The sequence below is a fragment of the Streptomyces sp. NPDC088747 genome (genome assembly GCF_044751025.1).
Classification (GTDB): Bacteria; Actinomycetota; Actinomycetes; order Streptomycetales; family Streptomycetaceae; genus Streptomyces.
Genome location: NZ_JBIVKZ010000007.1, coordinates 207,554 through 230,281, shown reverse-complemented (window position 1 = coordinate 230,281; position 22,728 = coordinate 207,554). Strand labels below are relative to the sequence as shown.

The following is a 22,728-nucleotide window of genomic DNA, read 5'->3' as shown; positions in this document are numbered from 1 at the left end:
TCAGGCCCGACGCGCGCCTGCTCGGCGTGCGCACCGAGCCGTGCGGTGCCCATCCCGGCCGCACCGACCAGGCACACCTGTCGTCACTGGCCGAGCTGGCGGGGCTGCCCCGCCGCCGGGTCGGTGAAGTCCTGGAGCCACTCCTGTCCGGACGCAAACTACGCATCGTCGTCGCCATCGCGGAGGGAATGGATCATGCTCCGCAGGATCCGGAACGCGACTGACCGCTCGGCCTCGCTCATGCCGGCCAGCATTCTGACCTCGACGGACCGGACCGCTACGGTCGCCTTCTCCAGGCTCCGTCGGCCACGAGGCGTGAGCCGTGCGGGAAGTACCTTCCCGACGGGCGCCTCCGCGGGCCTGGTCACGTAGCCGTCCCGCTCCAGTGCCTGGAGCAGCACGTTCATCGACTGCCGGGTCACGAACGCGCCCCGCGCGAGCTCGGAGTTCGACAGGCCCGGCCGTTGAGCCAGCAGCTCAAGGCAGGAGTAGTGCGTCACGCTCATCCCGAGCGGCCGCAGCACCTCCTCCATGGCTGTGCGCAGGACACTCGACGCCTCTTTGAGCAGGTAGCCCAGTGACGTCTCCAAGTCGACGCCGACACCGTCTTGATTCATGTCAGGAGTCTGACATAGGTTGACCCGTGTCAGAATACTGACACGGAAGAAGGAGTTTCGTCATGCCCGCTACCGGCCCCGACTTCATCTCACTCCAAGCGCGTGATCTCGACGCTTCGCAGGCGTTCTACGAGCAGTACCTCGGCCTCGTCCGCTCCCAGGCCGGACCTCCGCACGCCGTTGTCTTCGAGACGAAGCCGATCGCGTTCGCACTCCGCGAAGTCGTTCCCGGCACCGATCTCGCATCTGTTGCCCAGCCCGGCATCGGTGCCGCGATCTGGCTCCACGCCACCGACGTCCAGGCAATCCACGACGCCCTCGTCGCCGACGGTCACACCATCGTGTCCGCACCGATCGACGGCCCCTTCGGCCGGACATTCACCTTCGCCGACCCTGACGGCTACCAGGTCACGCTCCACGACCGCGCCTGACAGAGCACACATGCGGCGTCGAGATCGAGAACGTCCACACTGAATCTCTCTGCCGCAGGGTCCTGCCTGAACTCTCACTCGGGTGCGCCGTCACGCTGACGGACACCAGCCTCTTGACCCTCCTCGGCAGCGCGCGGACCGGCTCGCACGGCAACAGCTCGTGTGTGCGAGCTGACCACTCCGGCCCCAGTACCTCCGTGTGGAAGCCGAACCTCGATCAAACCTGGGCCGTCTACCCGTTCAGCTTGTGTTTGGCCGGGCGGCATGCCGCAGCAAGCGACGGTCTGGGCCTGGCCGGCATTCGCGAGCGGAACAACGGCAAGTACAGCCGCCAGCGCCATGAGCAAGCCGAGTGCGGTCCTACCCCCACATCTCCCTGGAGAGAAGGGGACTCCTGATCCAGCCCTTGTGCTTGAAGCGGTCACTGGTTCATCGGTGCTCGGAGCGGACTCGGTCGGCGATGCCCCGCGTGAGCTCCTCCGCCTGGTCCTCCAGGTTCCACTTGCCGTCCTGGTATGCGTGGTTGCTCACCCAGAAGACGAGGACGCCGTCGCGAAGCGACCTCGTGAGGTCGGCGAGCGACCAGTCGTTGCCGCCGTTGTGCCAGACGGACCGTCCGTCGGGGGTCTCGCGGACGGCCCAGCCGTATCCGTACGAGCCGTCCAGCCCGGGGACCCGTACGCGTGGCGCGAACAACTTCCGCCTGGCCCGCTCCGGCAGCACCTCGTCGCCCGAGAGAGCTTGGTGCCAGCGGAACATGTCCTCGGCGGTGGAGAGCATGCCGCCGTTGCCCCGCAGGTGCCAGTACGGCCCATCGGCGGCCCAGGGGTGGTCGAAGGGCCTGCCCTGGCTGCGCCCTTGGCTGTCGTACTCCACCGCGACCAGGTTCCGCGGCCACCTGGGGAGGACGTATCCGGTCCGCTCCATCCCGGCCGGGGCGAACAGGTGGCGGGCCAGGAACGGCTCGTATCCCTCCCCGGACGCCACCTCGACGATCGCAGCGAGCAGGCTGTACCCGGTGTTCGAGTAGTGGAACTCCTCCCCCGGAGCCGACTGCGGCTTCGACGCCAGCGCCTGCCGCACCAGTTCATCGCGCGACACGGGCTCGTAGTCGTCGCCGAGCCCTTCGGGGAGACCCGAGGTGTGCGTGAGCAACTGGTCGATCGTGATGTCACGCTTGCCCTTGGGCACCGGTCCCAAGAACCAGCTGATCCGGTCGCTCACCCGCAGCTGCCCCATCACCTCCAGCTTCAGGATCGCCGCGGCCGTGAACTGCTTAGTGATCGACATGATGTCGTACACGGTGCGGCAGCTCGCGGGAGTGCCCGAGGCGCGGTCCGCCAACCCGAACCCCTCGCAGTACGCGAGTTCATCACCGCGTGCGGCGATCACGCTGGCGCCCGCCCCCGCGGGCAGGACACGATGGAGGAAGTCGGCGATCGACTCCCCGCCCCGCGCCTTCGGGCCGGCCGCAGCGGACCCGGTGGCCGGGCGCCCGGCGGTGCCCTCCTCGGCGCACGCGCCCAGCATCAACAGGGCCGCCATGGCGGCGGTGGCGACGCGGGTGCGACGGCGGCAGAGCAGACCCATACAAGCTATGACCTCCAACATCGGGAATCCGCAACGAGGTTGACCGTCACTGCCGCCATTCCTCAAGCTGTCAGGGTGTTCGAGCTTGTGCGAGCACGTGTACGTCCAGCTCAACAGGGGGACTACCATCATGACCACCGCACCGCCCACACCGCCGGACACCGACGCTGCCGCCTTCATGGCAGCCCTGCGGCGCCTCAAGGCCTGGTCGGGCCTGAGCTACCGCCGCCTGGAACGCCACGCGACGGAGGCAGGCCACTGTCTGCCGTACTCCACGGCGGCGACCATGCTCGGCAGGGATCGACTTCCCCGCGAGGAACTCCTCGCGGCGTTCGTAACAGCCTGCGGAATCCGGGGCGACGAGGCGCAAGCCTGGCTCAACGCCCGTACTGACATCGCGTGCGGGCCCGTACCCATAGACGCCACACCCACCAACATCGCGCCCCCAAGCATCCCGACCGGACCCGCCACACCCACACCCACGCGCACGCGCACGCGAACCAGGCCATGGCATACGCGGTGGACACTCGTCGGCGCAGCGGCGCTCCTCACCCTGCTCCTCGGCGGGGCGACGGCGTCCGGCGCCTTCACCGACGAGGAAGAGGTGCTGCGGACTCCGGTGTCGGCCCGCCTGTGACTCCTCGCGAGCGAATCGACGTCCTGGCACTTGGGCTGATGGTTCACGGGCTACCCGGTGGTGAGCCGCTTCCCTGAGAAGCCGGTTCGTGTCCACTGACTCGCCCGTGCCGATCACTGGCGGACGGGTCTCGCCAGCAGCGTCTACACGGTCTGAGGTGCCTTCCTGGGGTGAAGGATCTCTCCCATGGAGTCCTCGCGCCAGCGTTTCAGCAGTCGGTGGAAGGCGAATGCACCGTGTGGGTAGGCGATCGGGCCGTTGGGCCGGCCGCGACCTTCTCGGTTGTAGTAGCCGGGGGTGCATTCGGCATGGAACCACTCGTGGTCGGGGGCGTCCTTGGACAGCACCGCGATCCAGTCGTTCACGGCTTCACGGGTGGGCTCGACGAGGGCGCCGCCTGCTTCGGCTGCCGCGACAAGGGCGGCTGCGTGCACGGCCTGCTCGTCCAGGACGTGTGTGAAGTTGACGCTGCTGGCGTTCTGCAGTGAACCGAGCTGGATCAGGTTCGGGAAGCCGTTGCTGGTGAACCCGTGCAGGGTACGTGGGCCCCGCCGCGCCCACGTGTCATGCAGCTGGGTCCCTCCCCGGCCCCGAACGGGGATCTTGCCGGACTGGATGCCGGACGCGCCGACGGAGAAACCCGTGGCGAAGATGAGGCAGTCGAGTTCGTAGGTCAATTCGCCGACCACCACGCCGCGTTCGGTGACGCGCTCGATGCCATGCGTGTCTGCCGTGTCGACCAGGGTGACGTTGTCGCGGTTGAACGCCGGGTAGTACTTGTCGGAGAAGGCAGGGCGCTTGCAGGCGTACCGGTACCAGGGCCTGAGCTTCTGCGCCGTCTCAGGGTCGGTGACGGTCTGCTCGACGCGGGTGCGGAGTTCGTTCATCTTGGGGGCATCGGCGATTTCATAGGCGGCTTCGAAATCCGTCCGCTCCGCCTGCCGACGGAAGCTCGGCAGGAGTTTCTCCAGGAGACCTGCCGACACGGTCCAGGCGTCCGCCACAAGGTCCTGTTCGACGGTCTCGCCGGAGACGATGCGCAGGAAGTTGTCGCGGCGTTCGCGTGCCCAGCCGTCGCGGTCGGCGCCCACCTCCTGGGCACTGGTACGACGGTTGGCACGTACGTCCACGCTGGAGGGTGTGCGCTGGAAGACGTACACGTGCCCGGCATCTTCGGCCAACATCGGAATGACCTGTACGCCGGTGGCACCCGTGCCGACGACTCCCACCCTCTTGCCCGAGAGCCCGGTCAGGCCTCCGTCGGGGGTGCCGCTCGTGTAGCCGTAGTCCCAGCGTGATGTGTGGAAGGTGTGACCTTTGAAGTCCTCGATGCCGGGGATTCCGGGAAGTTTGGGCTCCGAGAGGGTTCCGGTGGCGGTGACCACATATGTGGCACGGAAGACGTCGCCGCGGTTGGTGGCGACGATCCACGTCTCGGAGGTCTCGTCCCAGTTCAGCGCGGTGACGGTGGTGGAGAAGAGGGCATCCGCGTAGAGGCCGTACGTGTCGGCGATTCGTACGGCGTGGCGGCGGATCTCCTCGCCGGGAGCGTACTTCCAGCCCGGCACGTGGCCGGTCTCGTCGAGCATCGGCAGGTACACGTGCGACTCGACGTCGCAGTGGATGCCCGGGTACCGGTTCCAGTACCAGGTGCCTCCGAAGTCGCTGCCCTTCTCGACGATTCGGACACGCTCCACTCCCTGCTGCCGCAGGCGCGCCCCGGTGAGGATCCCGCCGAAGCCGCCTCCGATCACCGCGACGTCGACTTCGTCGCGCAGCGGATCGCGCTCAGTCCGGTCTCCCGCGTACGGGTCCTCGGCGTAGTAGCCGAATTCGGCTTCGGTGGCGCGGTATTGGCTGGGCCCGTCGGGCGTACACGTCGCTCGCGTTCGTACCGGTAGCGCTCCCGCAGTGCGATGAGCTGGTCCTGGGTGAGGGTTTGAGGGGGTGTCATGTGGGGGCCCCATTTCTCGTCGATCTGCTGGTACGCGCCGCCCCTGGGGCGGGCGATCGGCGGCTACCGTAACAACAACCGGACAACAATGTCCGGTTGCTGTGCCGTGCAGGATCGGTATCCGGCCAAGGCCTGCCCACGCGGTGCGGCGGCCGCCTCCAGGACCGCGTGCCAACGACGAACTCGCCCACCCTCCCCCCGGACAGACAGACAGACAGGAAGAGTGATCCTCACCATGCGAATCCCGGTCCGGCTCCTTGCCACCCTCGCGACGATCGGCACGCTGGCCCTGACGGGATGCGGTACGGAATCAGGTGATCCCGGCAGCGAGCCCGCCCACCTCGGAGCCGACGGGACCATCCGCGCGCAGCAGGTCATGCAGTTGACCAAGGTGCATGTGGAGAGCGGGATGACCTTGCTGGAAGGCCCGACCTTCGCGAAGGACGGCAGCCTGTTCGTCGTCGACGTCACCGCGCCTGCGGGCGCCCCTAAGTTGCTGCGCGTCAACCTGGCCAAGAAGACATCACGGGCGGTCCACACCGACGGCCACGGGGCCTACACCTCTGCCCAGTTCAGCCCTGACGACGGGCGGCTCTACCTGACCGACTACGCACAGGGCAGGGTCGTGAGCCTGGCCCCGGACGGCAGCGATCCGCGGACCTTCTTCTCCGGCGACGTCGAGGGAGCGCAGATGAATCCCGACGACATCGCCTTCGACGAGGAGGGCAACCTGTACATCAGCGACTCGCGTGGCCTGTCCGAGAACAAGGCGCACGGCCGCATCGTGCGGATCGACCGCACGGGGAGGAAGGTCACCGTCCTGGCCGAGGGCCTAGCCTCGCCGAACGGGGTCTCATTCGATGACGACTTCAGTGGGTTGTGGATCAGCGAGCTCACCCAGAACCGGATCTCCTACCTCGGCCTCGACTCATCCGGTGCAGTGGTGTCCCAGCACACCGCCATCCGTGTCGACGGCGGGATCGCCGAGACCGACTCGATCGCCGTGGACAGGAGCGGCAACCTCTATCAGGCTCTGCACGGTCGGCCCGCTATGGGCGTGTTCGACAAGTACGGCCAACGCCTTTCGACGGTCGAGATTCCGGGGAGCACCAAGGGGCTCACGTCCGCGACGAACGTGGCGATCACACCCGGTGGGAGGACGGCCTACATGACCGTCAGCGGGCCCGCCGGGGGCTATCTGTACTCCTTCGATGCCCTCGCGGAGGGTACCCGGCAATCCAACGGAGGCTGACGCCCTCTCACTTCACACCTCGTAGGGCCGCACCGGTCCCACTTCGACGTCGAGCAACCGCCAGGCTGCCAGCGCCCGGCGCTCCCGCTGCTCTCGAGTGGGGCCGGTGACAGCACCAGAGACCATGGCGACTGCCAGCATGAGGTCGTCCGATGCGGCCAGCCGGTCGCCGGGCGGCAGGTGTACACGCAGGGCATGCTCCACTCGCCCAGACAGTGACACCGCGTGCGCGCTGATGTCGGACAGGTTCGTCGCCCCGTCGGCATGCAGGAGGCCGATGAAAGCGGCGGACTCCGTCAGGTGCCAGGTCATGACTCCGAGAACAGCGGAGAGAGTCGCTCCTTCTTCGGCGGCCGCCTGCTCCACCTGGCGCACGTTCTCCTCCAGAACCGCACTGGCCATGGCGGTTCGGTCGGGGAAATGCCGGTAGAGAACGCCTTGCCCCACGCCGGCGCGGCGGGCAATCGCTGACAGCGGTGCCCCCAGGCCGTGTTCCGCGAAGACCTCTCGGGCAGCGACGACCAGAGCGGCCCGGTTGCGGGCAGCGGCCTTCGGCCCCTGGTTCGCGGGCCGCCGTTCAACCGGCGAGGACTGCTGCGTCACCCCGGAAGGGTATCGGTCGAATCAGACAGGAGCCCTCGGGACGCACGGCGCGTGCCGCGTGTGCGACCTCCGTGGCATGGCTGGCGTGATACGGCAAGCGTGATAGTTCGCGGGCTGGGGCCGAGACGAAGATCGACGCCGTCGCCGCCGGGTCGAAGGCCTTGATTTTTGATCCGCCTCCTGCCGCGGCCCTGGGCGTGTCTACGGCAGGGGCGGCAGAGCATCCGGTCCTGTCCCACCGGATCGGATACTCTCCCGCGGCCCAGGGGGTGCAGTGCTCCCACCAGGCCGGCGTCAGGCGGTCGGTGTGAGCGCGGAGGGTTCGCGTGCGGCCGTCGGGCGGGGCCGGTACGCCCGTTGCGTGCCTGCGCGGGGGTGGTGGCAAGGACGTCTCGGACCGTCGCTCCCAACGGGGTTGCTGTGAATTCGGGGGACGGCTGAACACACCGCCGCTCCCTTGCGTATAGGGCTGGGGGTTTTTCAAGCGGGGCCGACCACAACGCGTAGGAGCATTTCCTTGGGACGCAACAGGCGCAGACGCCCCACGGGCGCACGACGCGCAACCTCTGCAGCAGTCGCGCTGATTCTGGGCGGAGGCGGGCTCGTCGCCGTCAACGTCTATGCCTCGGCCACCGAGAGCGGTTCGGGTGGAGGCGCGCAGGGCGCGGGTAGTCATGTCCTGTCCGCCGGAGCGGCCACCATCGACTGCCCTGACGTCGGTGACAAGTTGACGTCCGTTCCGGACGCCGCGAAGGGCGACGTCGACAAGGAACTCGCCACACTTGACCAGCAGATCGCCGAGGCCTATCAGCAACTCCGTTCCGACGGGGCCCAGATGGAGCAGAACGGCGACAGCGACGCCGACGCGGTCATGAACCCGTTGAAGGAGAAGCGGTCCGAGTCGATCGGCCGTATCGTCTCCGCCGTCGACGCCGCGGGCGACCGGCCCGAGGGACTCGACGGCCTGGAAGCCTGCACCCTTCGTTCCAGCGGTGACCAGAGCGGCACGGACGAGAGCGGCGACCAGGGCCAGCAGGATCAAGGCCAGAACGAGCAGGACGAGCAAGGCCAGGACGAGCAGGGCGAGGGACAGGACGGCCAAGAGGGTGGCGCCGCGCCGGCCGGCAACGGCCCCGTGGTCGCGGACTTCGCCGACATCAACTCCGTGCAGCCCGCCGCGCAGACCCCGCAGCCCCAGAACGGCGCGTCCACCGGCGAGTTCGTCACGAGCTGCGGTGTGAACGCGAACGGCGTGTTCAACTCCGACAACGTCATCGTGGCACCCGGCGTCACCAACGGCGCGCACCACTTCCACGACTACGTCGGCAACCAGTCCAACAACGCCTTCGCCAGTGACGACGACCTCGCGGGAGCGGAGACCACCTGCCAGGACCAGGGCGACAAGTCCAGTTACTTCTGGCCGGTGTTGCGTCTCCAGAACGGCATCCGCGAAAGCGACGCCGACGCGGCGGGCGGCGGCACCGAGGGCAACGCCGGTGAGATCGTCACGCCCAAGCAGGCCACGCTGACCTTCGTGGGCAACGCGCGCGGCGCGGTCACCGCCATGCCGCGCCTGCTGCGCATCATCACCGGTGACGCCAAGGCCTTCGTCAACGGCACCGCGAACGCCAACGCGTCCTGGAGCTGCACGGGCTTGGAGGACCGGCAGTTGAAGGACAAGTACCCGGTCTGCCCTCAGGGCAGCGACGTGGTCCGCACGTTCAGGTTCCAGAGCTGCTGGGACGGGGCGAACATCGACAGCGCCAACCACCGCACCCACGTGGCGTTCCAGGACGCCGAGGGCAACTGCCCCGGCGGGTTCAAGGCCATCCCGCAACTGGTGCAGCGCATCGTCTACGACGTCGACGCGCCGAGCCTGAACGACGGTGGCCGTACGTCGCCGCTGTTCGCGGTGGACTCCTTCCCGGAGCAGCTGCACAAGCCGGTCACCGACCACGGCGACTTCATCAACGTCTTTGACGAAGGTCTCATGAAGGACGCGGTCGACTGCATCAACCAGGGCCGGAAGTGCGGGGTCGGCGCGGGTGACGACAACTCCCCGGACCCCGGGGAGACGGATGAGCCGCAGGAGCCGTCCGAGAGCGCCGAGCCCCCGAACCCCTCGGAGAGTGCGGAGCCCCCGAACGCCTCCGAGGAGCCCTCTGAGCAGCCGGCACCCACCGCCGACGACCCGTCCGACGACAACGGCGGCCAGGCCCCCGGTGACGATGACGGCGGCCAGACCGCGGAGCCCACGGCCGACACGCCGGGCACCGAGCCGGGAACCGAGCCGGCCGGTGACGACGCACCGCCCGTCGACGCGGAGGCCAAGGTCGACACCCCCTCATCGGGCCACGCCGCTGGATCCGGTGCCTCGCACAACGGATCACACGAAGGTGCGGGCGACCTCGGGAACGCCGCGTCGACCGCACCGGTGGCCGGATCCGCTCCGTCGGCCGGCTCGCAGACCGAACCGCAGGCCAGCGCGGGCGGCGGGCTCGCCGACACCGGCGCGCAGCTGTGGCCGGCCGCGATCGGCGGGATCTTCGTGATCGCCGGGTTCGTGCTGCTCCGCAGGATCAGGCGGAGCGCCCTGTAACCCCGCCGCACGGCGAGAGCTGAGGACGACTCCTGCTGGAGTCGTCCTCAGCGACGTCGTTGGAGGTGTGCAGGGTCTGCGACACGGACAGGACCGCAGCCTTCGCAGTCGTCGGTTCACGGGGGACTCGGTCCAAGCGGTGACGCCCGGACCGCTGTGCCGCCGCACTCTGACGGCGTTTCGACACCTCCAGCAGCCGACACTCACCGCACCGCCCAACGGGAGACGCGCATCCCCGCGACACCACGCCACGCCGTGCTGCGCCACGCCGTGCCGTGCTGCGCCATGCTGAGCCGCGCCGCGCCGCCGACCGCGAGATCACAAGCGAGCGCCCACCGAAATCGGCGTAAATCGCGGTCCTCACTGGACCGGCGCCAGCGCGTCGGGGACTGCCTCGGCGAGGTCGTCGCACTCCACACCGACCTGCGGGGCGATGCCCTCGCCGCGCGGGTGGCCGAACTGCTCGGCCAGGTGGGGCTCGATGCCCGAGAGGCCCGGTCCCTGCCCCGCGCCCTGTCCGGGGGGCAGCGCCAACGCAACGCCATCGCGCGGGCGTTGGCCGTCAGGCCGCGTGCTCTGGTGCTCGACGAGGCGGTGGCCGCCCTCGACGTGTCCGTGCAGGCCCAGATCGTCACCCTGCTGCGGGAGATCCGCGAACACACCGGTGTCGCCTACCTGTTCATCACCCACGACCTCGGCATCGTGCAGCACGTCTGCGACGACATCGCCGTCATGCACCGCGGCCGGATCGTCGAACGCGGCTCCACCGGTGCCGTCCTCGAAGACCCACAGGACCCCTACACCCGCGCACTGCTGGACTCGGTGCCCCGCCACGGCTGGAAACCCCGCCGCCGCGCCACGGGCGTCAGCGCCCCATGAGCCGTCCCTCCGAAGACCCGACGGCCGCCCACCGCACCGCACTCACGAACGGAGCCACATCCATGTCCACCACCCCCGGACTGACCTTCGCCTTCGAGATCAGGGCCCAGGTCGGCGAAACCCTGCACATCGGCCACGGTGACGGCGAGGTCACCGACTTCACGCCCATCACCGGCGGCCCCGTGGACGGTCCCCGGCTACGAGGCACGGTCCTGGCGGGCGGCGGCGACTGGAGCAGCACCCGCGGCGAGGTCTGCGAACTCGACGCGCGCTATCTGCTCCGCGCCGAGGACGGCGCGGTCATCGACATCGCGAATCGCGGCTTCTACCGGCCCGACCCCCGCCGGCCCGGACCAGTACGACGACGGCCTCCAGACCTCTCACGCCGGCCACTACTACCGGACCTCCCCCGTCTTCCGCACCGACGCGCCCGCCCACCGCTGGCTCGCCGGAACGGTCTTCGTCGGCCTGGCCCGGCCCGAGCACGACGTGGTGGTGATCCGCATGTATTCGGTCGACTGACGCCCAGCGGGGCGTTTTCGCGACCCACTCCGGTGCGCTCCCACTTGGCAACCGATCAGGACGGCACTCGCCCGGGAGAGCTTCCGGGCAGGCCGACAGGTCGCACCAGAACGGGTGTACGGGGGCCTGAAGTGTCACCTTCCGGACACGGCGGGCGCTACGCTCGGCGCTGCCGCCAGGACACAGGGCGGGCATGCCGTGGGGGCGAAGGGGTGGGGATGCGGGTCCGGATCGAAGTCGAGGGCTACGGGGACGGCGAGCCGACCGGACAGGTGGTCGACGCGCTGTCGCTCTACCGATGGCTCGGCGACGATCCTGATGTGGGGAGGGACGTCGGCCTGTCTCTCCTGTCCCGTGAACAGGCTCCCGCGAGTGGTGAGTCGGCGCCCGGGCACATGGGACCGGGGCTGGACGCGATCGAGGCGGTGTGCAACGGAGCAGTGCAGCTTGCCCAGTTGGCGCTGGCGGTTGCCGCTTGGCGCTTGGCCCGTCCACGCCCGCCGCGCGTCCGTCTGGAGCGTGCCGGGACAACTGTCCTGCTGGACAGCGACGACCCCGAGGCGATCCGGCGAGCCCTGGCCGCGCTCGAAGGGCCAGACCCTGTGCCGGACCCCGAGCGCGAAGGGGACCGTCCGCCCGCGCCCCGTCCGGACGACCAGCACACGCCACCGGCCGCGTCCGTATAGCGCAAGCCGTGCCGCACCAGTCCGATGCCGCCTCCTCCCGTGCCGTCCTGATCGGTTCGTACGCCTACCGCAACATGGATGACCTGCCCGCGGTCGAGAACAACGTCAGGCGGCTCGGCGAACTGTTCCGCGAGCCCGCGTTGTTGGGGATGCCCAAAGAGCACTGCCTCGAACTGGTCCAACCCACACGCGACGACGTCTTCGACACCGTGCACAAAGCGGCGGCCGGTGCGACGGACACACTCGTGCTGTACTTCGCCGGCCATGGCCTTGCCGACCCCGACACGGGGGAGCTCTATCTGGCCCTGCACGACTCCCGCCAGGAGCGCTTGGACAGAGCCGTGCGGTACGAGGACGTACGACGCGTGCTGCTGAGGCCGGCCGCGATGGGCGGGACGCGGGCACGGCGCAAGGTCGTCATCCTCGACTGCTGCTGGAGCGGCCTCGCTCTCGGGGGAGCCATGGCGGAGGTCCGTGGGTACATCGGGGCGCAGGCGAGCATCGAGGGTACGTTCGTGCTGACGGCCACCGCCGAGACCCGGCAGGCACTGGCTCCGGCGGGGAAGCGGTACACCGCGTTCACCGGCGAGTTGATCGAGGCCATCGCCCAGGGCATCCCGAGCGCCCCCGAACTGCTGAGCATGGCCGACCTGTACGACCATCTCGACGCCTCGTTGACCGCCAAGTCGCTGCCCAGGCCACAGCAACGCAACCGGAACTCCGCCGGCAACATCAGCCTCTTCCGCAACCAGGCTTTTCGCCCACCAGAGCCTCCGGCCCCGAAGACCGTGGACCACGGCCCCTCCCCGGCAGCCACGCCGACCGTCACACCCTCTGTCACACCGCCTCTTACGTCGGTCGCGTTCCGTCGGACCACCAAGAAGGCTCTGCTGCCCCTGTGCGCCGCCGCGATGGGTGGTGCGGTCGCCGTCTCCATGTGGCTGGCGATTTCGGACGAGGACACCGAGCGAACCTGCGTCCCCGGGAAGCTCACCCTCATCGGTTCCACGGCCTTCGCGCCCGTTCTGTCGAAGGCCGCCGAGGCGTATGAGAGGTCCTGCCCGGAAGCTCACATCACCGTCGACAGCAAGGGCAGCGCGCAAGGCCTGGTCGATCTGGACAAGTCAGGGCAGGAGGAGGGCTCGGGAAGCCCTCAGTTGTTGGCCTTCTCGGACGGTCTCAAGACCGCGGACTTCCCACAGTTGCTGCCGCACCCCATCGCCTCCACCCTGTACACGTTCGTCGTCAACGACAGAACAGGCATCCGGGACCTCTCCTCGGCACAGATCAGGGACTTGTACGACGGAGTCATCTCCAACTGGCAACAGGTGGGCGGGAACGATCATCCGGTCCGTTTGGTCAACCCGCTGCCCGGCTCGGGGTCCCGGCAGATCTTCCAGCGACAGATCCTCGGTGGCGGCCGACAACTCGAGAACAACTCCGACGATTGTGAAGAGCCCGCTGCCGGCACATCGGCCGACGTCGTCAGCTGCGAACGTCGTTCTGCCCAAATGGTGCTGGACACCGTGGCCGGCACAGCCGGCGCCCTGGGCTACGGCCCCGCCAGTGCCGCCTCCGACCGTGACGACCTGCTGGTCGTCCGGATCAACGGCCACCGGGCCAGTACGAACAAAACCAGTTACGGCGCGTATCCGTTCACCCTGCGCACCGCCCCGTGGCGGCGCCGTCAACGCATCGAGCAGCCGCTACGATGACCGGGCCCCGCCGCCCCCACAGCGATCGGGCGTCCAGCGAGAGGACTCCCGAGTGAGCCAGTCCCCCACACGCGCGGCCGTGTTCTCGGCCGGCTCCTGGGGCACCGCCGCCGCCAAGATCCTCGCCGACGCGGGGACGCCCGTCACCGCGTACGCCCGCCGCGGCGAGGTCGCCGACGCGATCAACACCACGCACCGCAACCCGGACTACTTCCCGGACATCGAACTGCCCGCCACCGTAACGGCCACGACGGACCCCGTCGCCGCACTGGACGGCGCCGACTGGCTCGTGCTGTCCATCCCCGCGCAGTCACTGCGCGCCGGCCTCGCCGCATGGACGCCGCACATCGGCCCCGAGGCGGTGATCGTGTCGCTGATGAAGGGCATCGAGCAGGACACCGGGAAGCGGGCCAGCGAAGTCATCGCCGAAGTGACCGGCGTGGCCGCACACCGGGTCGCCGTGCTGTCCGGGCCGAACCTCGCCCGTGAGATCATGGCCGGGCTGCCCGCGGCCGCCACCATCGCCTGCCCCGACGAGGACGCGGCCCGCCGCTTCCAGGCGGCCTGCCACACCCCGTACTTCCGGCCCTACACCAGCACGGACGTGATCGGCTGCGAGCTGGGCGGCGCGGTGAAGAACGTCATCGCCCTCGCGGTCGGCATCGCCACCGGCATGAGCTTCGGGGACAACTCGGCCGCCCTGCTCATCACCCGCGGACTGGCGGAAACGACCCGCCTGGCCACCGCCCTCGGCGCGCACCCGGCAACACTCGCCGGACTCGCGGGCCTGGGCGACCTGGTGGCCACCTGCACCTCGCCGCTCTCACGCAACCGGACCTTCGGCACGCACCTCGGCCGGGGCATGAGCGTGGACGAGGCAACCGCCGCCACCCGGCAGACCACCGAGGGCGTCAAATCCGCCGACGCGATCCTCGGCCTGGCTCACGCTCACGACATCGAAATGCCGATCACCGAGACGATCTCCGCACTACTGCACGACAAGCTCACCCTCGAACAGGCCGCCGCCGCACTGATGCAGCGACCTCCCAGACCCGAGCACTGATCTCCGGCGCCTCGGCCGCTCGGTGCACGTCCGCTCCCGCTCTCAGGGAGTCACCCGGAGGATCAGGTCGTAGTCGGGGCCGGTACGGCCGTTGGTCAGCACCCAGAGTGAGCCGTCCGGGGCCTCCGTCACGAGTCGTAGTCGGCCGTACTGGCCGGTCAGCAACTGCTCGGCCGACGAGCCGTCGGTGGCGATCCGGTAGAGCCGTTCGCCGCGCAGGGCGGCGACCCAGATCCGGCCGTCGTGGTAGGTCATGCCGCTGGGTGAGGCGTCGGCAGGTTTCCAGGTCGCGATCGGGTCCGTGAATTCGGACTCTCCGCCGGTGCCCTCCACCTCGGGCCAGCCGAAGTTGCCGCCGGGTTCGACCCGGTTCAGCTCGTCGAGATTGTGGTGGCCGAACTCGGAGACGTAGAGCTGACCCTTCTCGTCCCAGGCGAGTCCCTGCGGGTCCCGGAACCCCCAGCTGTACACGGGAGAGCCCTCGATCGGGTTGCCCGGCGCGGCCTTGCCCGCCGACGTGACTCGCAGGATCTTGCCGCCCAGGTCGTCGCGGTCCTGGGCCCTCGAACGGTCGTCGGCTTCACCGGTCGTCACGTAGAGCATGCCGTCCGGGCCGAACCTGATCCGCCCGCCATTGTGGATCTCACCGCTGGGGATGCCGGTCAGGATCGGCTCGGGCGGGGCCGCCGAGTCCAGGCGCAGCCGGCCCACCCGGCTGTCCTCCGCGGTGGTGTAGTAGACGTAGACCCAGCCGTCCCGTTCGTATGAAGGCGAGACCGCCACTCCCTGCAACCCGGCCTGCCTGGTCGGCTCGGCGATCTCCCGGATCGTCCGAACGTCCGTGAGCTGTCCGTCCGCGGTGACCTTCCGCAGACGGCCGGTCTCCCGCTCGGTGACCAGCGCCGACCCGTCGGGGAGGAACGCCAGGTCGAAGGGGAGCCGCAGCCCGCTCACCACCGGCTCCACGGCCGCCGGTTTCGCCTCCGGCGCGTCGTGGACGGTCGGGCGCGCCCACCAGCCGAAGAAGGAACCGTAGGAGTAGACCCCGACGGCAGCCGCCACCACCAGCAGACCGGCCGAGCCGAACACGATTATTCGTCGCCATCGCACGCCGCGATCTTAGAAATCGCCCGATGGGCCATCCACCTCAGGACAGTGACCGTGAAATGAAGAATTGGCTCTGCGAGCTGGAGTCCGGCCCGTCACTCACCAGCCGGGCGGAACCCGGTCCTGCGGTCCGCCGGAGTCCTTCGCCCCGGCTTCCTCCAACCGCACTCGCTCGGCCACGAGCGGGTCGGCCGAGTCCGAGACCAACTCCGCGATGCGCAGAGTGCACTCCCACTCCGACAACCTGCCTTTGATCACCACCAGATACGACTCCCGATCAGCGAAGCGGTACACCTGGCGTCGCTTCTCCACGATGCTCTTGCTCGGCAGATACGTGTGGAGGGCAGCGTGTAGCTCCTCCAGCGCCTGGTCCTTCGTCTCCTGCCCTCGGCAGATGAACTCGGTCCTGTACACGTCGCTGTAGTACTCGGCGATCACAGCCCAGTTGCCCATACTCACTCTCCCTCGGTGCACCGCCAGTCATCCACAGCTCAGCCGCCAGGACAAGAGCGTTGCGGACCAAGGGAGTTGATGGCCCTACGGCAGCCTGCCAGCCGGATCCGCCCTAGCCCTGAACTCCCGCCAGGATCCGGCCCGCAGGCCGCGCGTCGGGGGCGAGATAGCGGGCGTACCACTCGCGTTCCTGCGGCGAGATGGTGCTGCGGGTGCCGGTGGAGTCGAAGCGGATGTAGCGCGCGCGGACGGTGGCGTGCTCGCCGCGGTCCGACGTGATGCGGGTGACGAGCGACAGGCTGGCCCGTCCGACCTTCTCCGCCTGGAGGGACATTCCGACCTCGGCCAGCGTCCACGGCAGGGGCATGGTGAAGCTGGCCTGAACGTTCGCGGTGCCCCAGTAGGACTCGATGCCGAGTTCGTCCCGGAGGGTCCACACCCATTCGACGGCCGTGTCCTCCGCGTACTGGATGATCGACAGGTTGTGCACGTTGCCGTAGATGTCCGCGTCGCTCATCCGGATGCGCCGCCGAGTCGTGAACGTTTCCATGGGGTTTCCTGATCAGAAAAGGGTCAGCCCACAAAGGACATGACCGGTCGTACGTGAGGGGTTCGAGTGGCTACGGCCGGCCAGTGGCAGGCCCTGAGCAAGCCGACGCGGGGGCTGGACGACCGCCGCCAAAAGGCCGTGCGAGCAACGTCGTCGGTGCCCGCCGTACCAACTCCCGTGAGCAGGCACGAGAAACCTTGGACGATCTTGTCTACCAGAGCAGGACGAACCTTTATGCCCGTTTCGCGCCCAGGAACTGTCCATCCATCAGGAAAGGTGAACTCCAACGCGACTCACTTGGCATGTGCGGGTCCCTGGCTCGCGTTCCACGCGTTCCCGGCGTCGACGAGGCTCACCGGAGCCCCTGATCGGGCCGTGGCCACAGTGAGCGACGCAACGCCGCACTCCCTCTCGCGTACCACTCCACCGGCCCGGTGGAGAATGCGCAGCATCGCGGAGTTGTCCGCCAGGACGTCCGCGTGGACACGGGGGACATCGGCCTGCTCCGCCAGGCACAACAGACGTTCGGTAAGCGCGGTCCCCAGGCCCTGACGCTGCCAGGCGTCCTCGACCAGCACGGCCAGATGCACTTCTCGGCCGCCGTGGTCCTCCGGGCCGCGGGCCAGCATCCCCATGGCGACGGGGCTCCCCGAGTCGGACTGCGCGAGCAGGGTATGGCTGGAGCTGGGCTCCAGGAGCCGGTTCAGCATGCTCGCCGGGAGCCTGCGAAGGGGAGACAGGTACCGCTGGTACAGCGAGCGCTGCGAGCAGCGGTCGTGCAGCTCCTGGACCAGGCAGCCGTCCTGCGGAGTCGCCACCCGGGTCTGCCAGAGCCGGGTGGCGGCCAGGACCGGCGTGTCAGGGGTGGGCGGCAACCAGGAGTCCTTGAGCCGCTGTCGGGTCAGATCCTGTTCTATCGCCGGATGGAGTGCATGGCATGCCGACTCGTCGCCTCGAACAGTCACGGCGGAGCAGCCCCTTTCGATGGACCGTGCCCCTTCGCGCGGTGAGCGGAGAATGAGAGGACTCGGTGCCCCCTCGTCGTACCGGTCATTTCGCGACGGCGGCGTTCGCCGTGCCTGGCCGTCACCCGTACGAGCTATCGGACAGTCGCGGCTCAGAGCGCGGCGCCTTACCGGCTCAGACGTCGTGGAAGTGGTCTCGGTAGTCCAGGCAGCCGCTCCGGGCCGTTCCCTTGCGACGGTGGCTGACGGTTCCCGGGAAGGGGGCACTGGGCGTGACTCCTTGGTCGGCGGTCGTCGCCGTACCGTGGAATTCATGAGCGATCGAGAGCAGGTCAGGGCGAGTGCGCGGGAACAGATCCGCGAATTCCTCGCGACCCGCCGAGCCCGGTTGACCCCCGAGCAGGCAGGTCTGCCGGTCTTCGGTGGTAGCCGACGGGTCAAGGGACTGCGCCGTGAGGAGGTGGCGACGCTGGCGGGTATCAGCGTCGAGTACTACATCCGCCTGGAGCGCGGCGATGCCACCGGTGTGTCCGAATCGGTCCTCGACGGCATCAATCACGCGTTGCAGCTCAACGAGGCGGAACGCGCGCACCTGCGCGACCTGCTCAACGCCGGGGTTGCCCGCCGACCCTCGTCGCCCGCGGCACACCCCGCACTGCGGGCTCCGGTCCAGCGCATTCTCGACTCGATGGCCACGACCGCGGCGGTCGTGTTCACCGGGCGCCTCGACGTCATCGGCACCAACGCCCTCGGCCGGGCGCTCTACGAGCCGATGTACGTGGCCCCGGGACGGCCGGTCAACACCGCCCGCTTCGTGTTCCTGGACCCGGCGGCGCGTACCTTCTGGCGCGACTGGGACAAGATCGCGGACTACTCGGCCGGACTGCTGCGAGCCGAGGCCGGGCGAACGCCCTTCGACGCACAGCTCACCGCCCTGATCGGGGAGTTGTCCACCCGCTGCGAGGACTTCCGGGGCCGCTGGGCCCGCCATGACGTGCGCTCGTACGCCACCGGCGTCAAACGCGTACACCATCCTGTCGTGGGTGACGTCGAGCTCGCGTACGAGTCCACGCGGCTGGCGGATCCCGGCCAGATGCTGCTCATGTACACGCCCGAGCCGGACAGCCCGTCGGAGGACGCGCTGCGGATGCTCGCCAGCTGGGCGGCATCGAAGCCCGGCGCCGGGCAGCCGTACACGGCCGACGACCCGCACTCCACTGGTGCCGATCCCGGCTGATCGCTGGACGGCCGATCGCGCGGGCTACGGAAACCCGGGCGGAGCAGAGACCACCACGCACCACGGCGCCGTCGAGCGTCGCGCGCCACCGCTCCATCACGCCACCGAGCGCCGCGAACCATGGCGTCGCTCGCGGGATGCCGTCTTCGGCGTTCACGTGGCACTCGCGCACCCCCCACCCCCTTCTACTCGAACACACGTTCCCAAGGAGACCGGCTCATGAGCACCGTGCAATACCGGACCGCCCTCGACCGCCCGGCGTTCTTCGTCGGTGGCACCTGGCTCGCCCCCAGCACCGACGAACACCATGTGGCGTTGGAGGCTGCCACCGAGGTACCCATCGGGACCGCCGCGATGGCCGGCCCGGCCGACATCGACGCCGCCGTCGCCGCCGCCCGCGCCGCCCTCGACAGCGGGCCCTGGGGCCGCAGCGCCGCGGCCGAGCGCGCCGAGGTCATGCGCCGTTTCGCCGACGCGTGGGAGAAGCGAGCAGATCTCGCGACCACCCTCGTGAGCCGCGAGAACGGCATGCCCATCGCTCTGTCGCGGCAGACCAACGGGCTCGGGCCGGCCGGTCATCTGCGCCGCAACGCCGACCTCATCGAGAAGTTCCCCCTGGAGGCCCCTCGCCTCAGCATGCGGGGAGCCACCATCGTGCGCCGCGAACCCGTCGGCGTCGTCGCCGCGATCACTCCCTGGAACTTCCCGCTCGGGCTGGCTCTGAGCAAGCCCGCCCCGGCCCTCGCCGCCGGCTGCACCGTCGTACTCAAGCCGTCACCGGAAACCGCGCTCGACAGCTACCTGTTGGCGGACGCCGCCATCGAGGCCGGGTTGCCCGCGGGTGTGCTCAACATCGTGCTCGCCGATCGGCCGGCCAGTGCCTACCTCGTGAGCCATCCCGGTGTCGACAAGGTCGCCTTCACCGGCTCCACCGCGGCCGGTCGTGCGATCGCCGCCGAGTGCGGGCGCCTGGTCCGTCGCTGCACACTGGAACTCGGCGGCAAGTCCGCCTCGATCGTGCTCGACGACGCCGACCTCGACACGTTCGTCGCCGGGCTGGACGCCGCCTCCTTCATGAACAACGGCCAGACCTGCACACTCCAGTCCCGCATCCTCGCGCCGCGCTCACGCTTCGGCGAGGTCGTCGAGGCCGTGGCCGGCTTCGCCGCCGGCATGGTCGTCGGCGATCCACTGGATCCGGCGACGACCTGCGGCCCGATGGCCAGCAAGGCCCACCAGGAACGCGTGCTGGGCCACATCCGCACAGCCATTGCGTCGCCGGCCAGGCTGATCACCGGCGGTGGGCGGCCCGCGGGACACGAGCGCGGCTGGTTCGTCGAGCCCACGGTCTTCGCCGACGTGGACAACGCCGACCGGCTCGCCCGCGAGGAGGTGTTCGGACCGGTCCTCGCCATCATTCCGTACGACGACGAGGCCGACGCCGTGCGGATCGCCAACCACTCCGAGTACGGTCTCGCCGGGTCCGTCTGGACCGCCGACGAGGCGCGCGGCGTGGACGTGGCCCGCCGGGTGCGCACCGGCACGATCGGCGTCAACTACTACGCGATCGACTTCGACTCACCGTTCGGCGGCCTGAAGGCCAGCGGTATCGGGCGCGAGTACGGCCCCGAGGGACTCAGCAGCTACCTGGACCACAAGTCCATCTACACCAGCGCCGCGCAACTGCCCTCCTGAACGAGTATTTAGCACCCCTCCCGCACATGGCCCTCGCTTTTGTCAAATGAACGTTCATTCCTTACTATCGAAGGGTGCGCACCCGAGACCCTGAAGCCAAGAAGAAACAGCTGTTCGAAGCCGCTCTCGCCGAGTTCGCCGCGTTCGGCCTGGCCGGAGCCCGGGTGGACCGTCTCGCGGAGCGGGCTGGGATCAGCCCAGGGCTCGTCTATTCGTTCTACAAGGGCAAGGCTGAGCTGTACGACGCCCTGTTCGAGGACATCGTGGAACTGACGGTGTCCTCGGTGCCGATCGACGCCGACCATCTGCCCGAATACGCGGGCGCCCTCCACGACATCGGGACCCAGCACCCGGACGTGGTCCGCTTCCTGGCCTGGTACTACCTCGAACGCGGCCAAGGCGCCCAGCACGCGAGCGTCGCGGCGGCCATGGCCGAGAAGGTCTCAGCAATCCGTGACGCACAGGAACGCGGCACAGTGACCGGCGAGCTGTCCGCGGAGCGGATCCTCGCCCTCGTCCTCACCCTGGCCAACATGTGGCAGCAGGCCGGAGAGGACGTGCCCGCACTGGTGCCCGCCGCGTCCCGGCGCGAAGTCGTGGTGCAGGCCGTGGCCAAGCTCGTCGACCCCTGACCCTGGACCCGGCGGCCGGCCGGTCGTTCCAGGTGGCGGGTGCGTGAACTCAGGCGGAGGTTCGAACGCGGGTCAGGGCGCCTGTGGTGAGGGTGGCGATCATCTCCTGGAGAGTGGGGCCGGAGTGCATGCCTAGGGCGGCGAGAGAGAAGCCGGCGTCGTACGCGGTGAGCATGGCCCGCGACGGACGGGAGTGGGTCCACACCACGCCGATGGTCATGATCGTCGATGCGGCCAACTGCGCGGCGCGGTCGCCCAGTTCAGGGAGGTGGACCGGAGCCAGGGCCGCAAGTGACTCGACATCGGCGACGGCTGCCCTCTTGAAGCGGGCGGCCGCGACTTCAGGGGACGCGTTGTGTTCCAGTACGCCGGCCTGCGCGCTGAGCAGATCACACGACACCCGGCGCTCGGCGAGGGAGGCCGTGACGACGGAGGCGAACCGTTCGCACCGCTCGTCCACCGGCGCGTCCGCGTCCACCCCGGCAGCCGGCAACGGCGCCAGTCGCTCCGTCCACTCCTTCCGGTCGTGATCAAACAGCTCCAGAAGGATCGCCTCCCGCGACTCGAAGTAGCGCAGCACGTTCGACTTGCGAGCCCCACACGACGGCTCAGCTCGTTCAGACTGACCGCACTCACGGGCATCTCATCGAGCATCGCAACCGTGACGTCGAGGAACGCACGCCGACGGACGGCCCGTTGCTCGTCGATGCGCGCAGTACGCCGCCGGCGCCGCGGCCCGGGCCCAGGCGGAGTCCGACGAGAAGTGGCGTCCGCTCTCCGAGTCCGTCTGGGACTGAGCACCTCCTGAATGCCCACAGGGGCCCAGGTGACAGCCGGGCCCCTCTCACCCTGCCGGGAGCTGTTTCGCCAGGTCAGCACCCTGACATCTGTCAGGGACGCGATGTCCCGGGCACGGTCTACCGTTCCAGGCGCCGGCTCGGGGACCTCATGACCGCGAGCGTTGCGGCAAAGGGCCGACCAGTGGGCGCTCCCAGCGCTTCGACCAAGGAGAAGACATGCGCAGTATCCGCCGGATCTTCAGCGTGGGAACGGCCGCGCTCGTGCTCGGGGCAGGGCTCATGGCCGGTTCTTCCGGTACGGCTCAGGCGGCGGCGTCGGACTGCGCGGGAGGTGCGAAAGGCTTCACCGACATCCCGGACAGTCTCAGCGGACGCGGTGTGGCGGGGGCCGGGGCAGTCATAGCCAACTTCGGCGGCACTCCGTGGGCCGTCGCCTCGTACGAGATGCACACCGGCAACGTCGGCGGCACACCAATGGGGTGGGGCGTCCTGAGCACCAGCTCCAGCATCTGGGGCCCCAGTGCCATCGGGTGGGTCTGGATGGATGTCACCAACGACGGCCAGAACTCGTGGATCCAGTGCGGCCCGTTCACTACGTCCGCAAGCGGCGCCAGGATCACCACCCCGGCCTACCCGACCAGCAACTCGGCGAGTCGGGCCTTCCGTGTCTGCGCGCAGGTGACCAGTGCCTCCCCCGTCAGCGGTATCACCTGCACCCCCTGGTGGTAATCCCCCGATCCT

Annotated in this window: 21 protein-coding genes and 3 pseudogenes; 14 read left to right on the top strand and 10 right to left on the bottom strand. The window is 69.1% G+C overall.

The window, feature by feature from the left end:
• Positions 1 to 158: 158 nt before the first annotated feature.
• A complete protein-coding gene (locus ACIP79_RS19000; protein ID WP_401224655.1) occupies positions 159 to 617 on the bottom strand; it encodes a MarR family winged helix-turn-helix transcriptional regulator in 459 nt (152 codons plus the stop codon).
• Positions 618 to 679: 62 nt separating this feature from the next.
• Between ACIP79_RS19000 and ACIP79_RS18995 the strand changes: the two genes are divergently transcribed.
• The gene (locus ACIP79_RS18995) at positions 680 to 1,048 is read left to right on the top strand and encodes a VOC family protein (protein ID WP_358313197.1); all 369 of its coding nucleotides are present in this window, start codon (positions 680 to 682) and stop codon (positions 1,046 to 1,048) included.
• A gap of 429 nt (positions 1,049 to 1,477) precedes the next feature.
• Here the strand turns inward: ACIP79_RS18995 and ACIP79_RS18990 are convergent, their stop codons facing one another.
• Complete coding sequence (locus ACIP79_RS18990) at positions 1,478 to 2,638, bottom strand: serine hydrolase domain-containing protein (protein WP_401224653.1); 1,161 nt, start codon at positions 2,636 to 2,638, stop codon at positions 1,478 to 1,480.
• A gap of 130 nt (positions 2,639 to 2,768) precedes the next feature.
• Here ACIP79_RS18990 and ACIP79_RS18985 point away from each other — a divergent pair, with 130 nt between their 5' ends.
• Positions 2,769 to 3,275, top strand: a complete 507-nt coding sequence (locus tag ACIP79_RS18985) for a hypothetical protein (protein WP_401224650.1) — start codon at positions 2,769 to 2,771, stop codon at positions 3,273 to 3,275.
• Positions 3,276 to 3,418: 143 nt separating this feature from the next.
• Here ACIP79_RS18985 and ACIP79_RS18980 read toward each other — a convergent pair.
• Positions 3,419 to 5,229 (bottom strand): annotated as a pseudogene (locus ACIP79_RS18980) (flavin-containing monooxygenase).
• Positions 5,230 to 5,464: 235 nt separating this feature from the next.
• Here ACIP79_RS18980 and ACIP79_RS18975 point away from each other — a divergent pair.
• Positions 5,465 to 6,481: an SMP-30/gluconolactonase/LRE family protein gene (locus ACIP79_RS18975; RefSeq protein WP_401224648.1), complete on the top strand. Its 1,017-nt coding sequence runs from the start codon at positions 5,465 to 5,467 to the stop codon at positions 6,479 to 6,481.
• A 12-nt stretch (positions 6,482 to 6,493) separates the two neighbouring features.
• Here ACIP79_RS18975 and ACIP79_RS18970 read toward each other — a convergent pair whose 3' ends face one another.
• On the bottom strand, positions 6,494 to 7,084 hold the full coding sequence (locus ACIP79_RS18970; protein WP_401224646.1) for a TetR family transcriptional regulator: 591 nt from the start codon (positions 7,082 to 7,084) through the stop codon (positions 6,494 to 6,496).
• A gap of 517 nt (positions 7,085 to 7,601) precedes the next feature.
• Between ACIP79_RS18970 and ACIP79_RS18965 the strand changes: the two genes are divergently transcribed.
• A complete protein-coding gene (locus ACIP79_RS18965) occupies positions 7,602 to 9,683 on the top strand; it encodes a DUF1996 domain-containing protein (RefSeq protein WP_401224644.1) in 2,082 nt (693 codons plus the stop codon).
• Between the two features lie 360 nt (positions 9,684 to 10,043).
• Here ACIP79_RS18965 and ACIP79_RS18960 read toward each other — a convergent pair whose 3' ends face one another.
• Positions 10,044 to 10,217, bottom strand: a complete 174-nt coding sequence (locus tag ACIP79_RS18960) for a hypothetical protein (RefSeq protein WP_401225018.1) — start codon at positions 10,215 to 10,217, stop codon at positions 10,044 to 10,046.
• Here ACIP79_RS18960 and ACIP79_RS18955 point away from each other — a divergent pair.
• The 6 genes and pseudogenes from ACIP79_RS18955 to ACIP79_RS18930 all read left to right on the top strand — a co-directional run bounded on the left by ACIP79_RS18955 (position 10,134) and on the right by ACIP79_RS18930 (position 14,548).
• The gene (locus ACIP79_RS18955) at positions 10,134 to 10,562 is read left to right on the top strand and encodes an ATP-binding cassette domain-containing protein (protein WP_401224991.1); all 429 of its coding nucleotides are present in this window, start codon (positions 10,134 to 10,136) and stop codon (positions 10,560 to 10,562) included. The two genes, ACIP79_RS18960 and ACIP79_RS18955, sit on opposite strands and share 84 nt — an antisense overlap.
• Positions 10,559 to 10,846 (top strand): annotated as a pseudogene (locus tag ACIP79_RS18950) (DUF3237 family protein); the annotation flags it as partial. The gene ACIP79_RS18955 and the pseudogene ACIP79_RS18950, both read left to right, overlap by 4 nt.
• On the top strand, positions 10,836 to 11,084 hold the full coding sequence (locus tag ACIP79_RS18945) for a DUF3237 family protein (RefSeq protein ID WP_401224988.1): 249 nt from the start codon (positions 10,836 to 10,838) through the stop codon (positions 11,082 to 11,084). The pseudogene ACIP79_RS18950 and the gene ACIP79_RS18945, both read left to right, overlap by 11 nt.
• 218 nt (positions 11,085 to 11,302) lie before the next feature.
• Positions 11,303 to 11,770 (top strand): hypothetical protein, encoded by a 468-nt coding sequence (locus tag ACIP79_RS18940; RefSeq protein WP_401224986.1) that lies wholly within the window; start codon positions 11,303 to 11,305, stop codon positions 11,768 to 11,770.
• 8 nt (positions 11,771 to 11,778) lie between these two features.
• Positions 11,779 to 13,485 carry a substrate-binding domain-containing protein gene (locus ACIP79_RS18935; RefSeq protein ID WP_401224641.1) on the top strand — a complete coding sequence of 569 codons (1,707 nt, stop codon included), beginning with the start codon at positions 11,779 to 11,781 and terminating at the stop codon, positions 13,483 to 13,485.
• Between the two features lie 52 nt (positions 13,486 to 13,537).
• Positions 13,538 to 14,548: an NAD(P)H-dependent glycerol-3-phosphate dehydrogenase gene (locus ACIP79_RS18930; RefSeq protein WP_401224638.1), complete on the top strand. Its 1,011-nt coding sequence runs from the start codon at positions 13,538 to 13,540 to the stop codon at positions 14,546 to 14,548.
• 42 nt (positions 14,549 to 14,590) lie between these two features.
• Here the strand turns inward: ACIP79_RS18930 and ACIP79_RS18925 are convergent, their stop codons facing one another.
• From ACIP79_RS18925 to ACIP79_RS18910, 4 genes are all read right to left on the bottom strand, one after another.
• Positions 14,591 to 15,658, bottom strand: a complete 1,068-nt coding sequence (locus tag ACIP79_RS18925) for a PQQ-dependent sugar dehydrogenase (protein ID WP_401224637.1) — start codon at positions 15,656 to 15,658, stop codon at positions 14,591 to 14,593.
• Between the two features lie 96 nt (positions 15,659 to 15,754).
• The gene (locus tag ACIP79_RS18920; RefSeq protein WP_401224635.1) at positions 15,755 to 16,108 is read right to left on the bottom strand and encodes a hypothetical protein; all 354 of its coding nucleotides are present in this window, start codon (positions 16,106 to 16,108) and stop codon (positions 15,755 to 15,757) included.
• 112 nt (positions 16,109 to 16,220) lie between these two features.
• Positions 16,221 to 16,658, bottom strand: a complete 438-nt coding sequence (locus tag ACIP79_RS18915) for an acyl-CoA thioesterase (RefSeq protein ID WP_401224634.1) — start codon at positions 16,656 to 16,658, stop codon at positions 16,221 to 16,223.
• A gap of 293 nt (positions 16,659 to 16,951) precedes the next feature.
• Entirely contained in the window at positions 16,952 to 17,533 is a 582-nt protein-coding gene (locus tag ACIP79_RS18910) for a GNAT family N-acetyltransferase (protein ID WP_401224631.1), read from the bottom strand.
• 403 nt (positions 17,534 to 17,936) lie between these two features.
• On the opposite strand from ACIP79_RS18910, the gene ACIP79_RS18905 reads away from it, so the two are divergent.
• The 3 genes from ACIP79_RS18905 (at position 17,937) to ACIP79_RS18895 (ending at position 21,187) form a co-directional block, all read left to right on the top strand.
• Positions 17,937 to 18,860, top strand: coding sequence for a helix-turn-helix domain-containing protein (locus tag ACIP79_RS18905; protein ID WP_401224629.1), 924 nt, complete (start codon positions 17,937 to 17,939; stop codon positions 18,858 to 18,860).
• A gap of 219 nt (positions 18,861 to 19,079) precedes the next feature.
• Positions 19,080 to 20,555, top strand: a complete 1,476-nt coding sequence (locus tag ACIP79_RS18900; RefSeq protein ID WP_401224627.1) for an aldehyde dehydrogenase — start codon at positions 19,080 to 19,082, stop codon at positions 20,553 to 20,555.
• 74 nt (positions 20,556 to 20,629) lie between these two features.
• Positions 20,630 to 21,187 (top strand): TetR family transcriptional regulator, encoded by a 558-nt coding sequence (locus tag ACIP79_RS18895; RefSeq protein ID WP_401224624.1) that lies wholly within the window; start codon positions 20,630 to 20,632, stop codon positions 21,185 to 21,187.
• A 49-nt stretch (positions 21,188 to 21,236) separates the two neighbouring features.
• On the opposite strand, the pseudogene ACIP79_RS18890 reads toward ACIP79_RS18895, so the two are convergent.
• Positions 21,237 to 21,895, bottom strand: a pseudogene (locus tag ACIP79_RS18890) (TetR family transcriptional regulator).
• Between the two features lie 308 nt (positions 21,896 to 22,203).
• On the opposite strand from ACIP79_RS18890, the gene ACIP79_RS18885 reads away from it, so the two are divergent.
• Positions 22,204 to 22,716 carry a hypothetical protein gene (locus ACIP79_RS18885; RefSeq protein WP_401224623.1) on the top strand — a complete coding sequence of 171 codons (513 nt, stop codon included), beginning with the start codon at positions 22,204 to 22,206 and terminating at the stop codon, positions 22,714 to 22,716.
• The last annotated feature ends 12 nt before the right edge of the window (positions 22,717 to 22,728 follow it).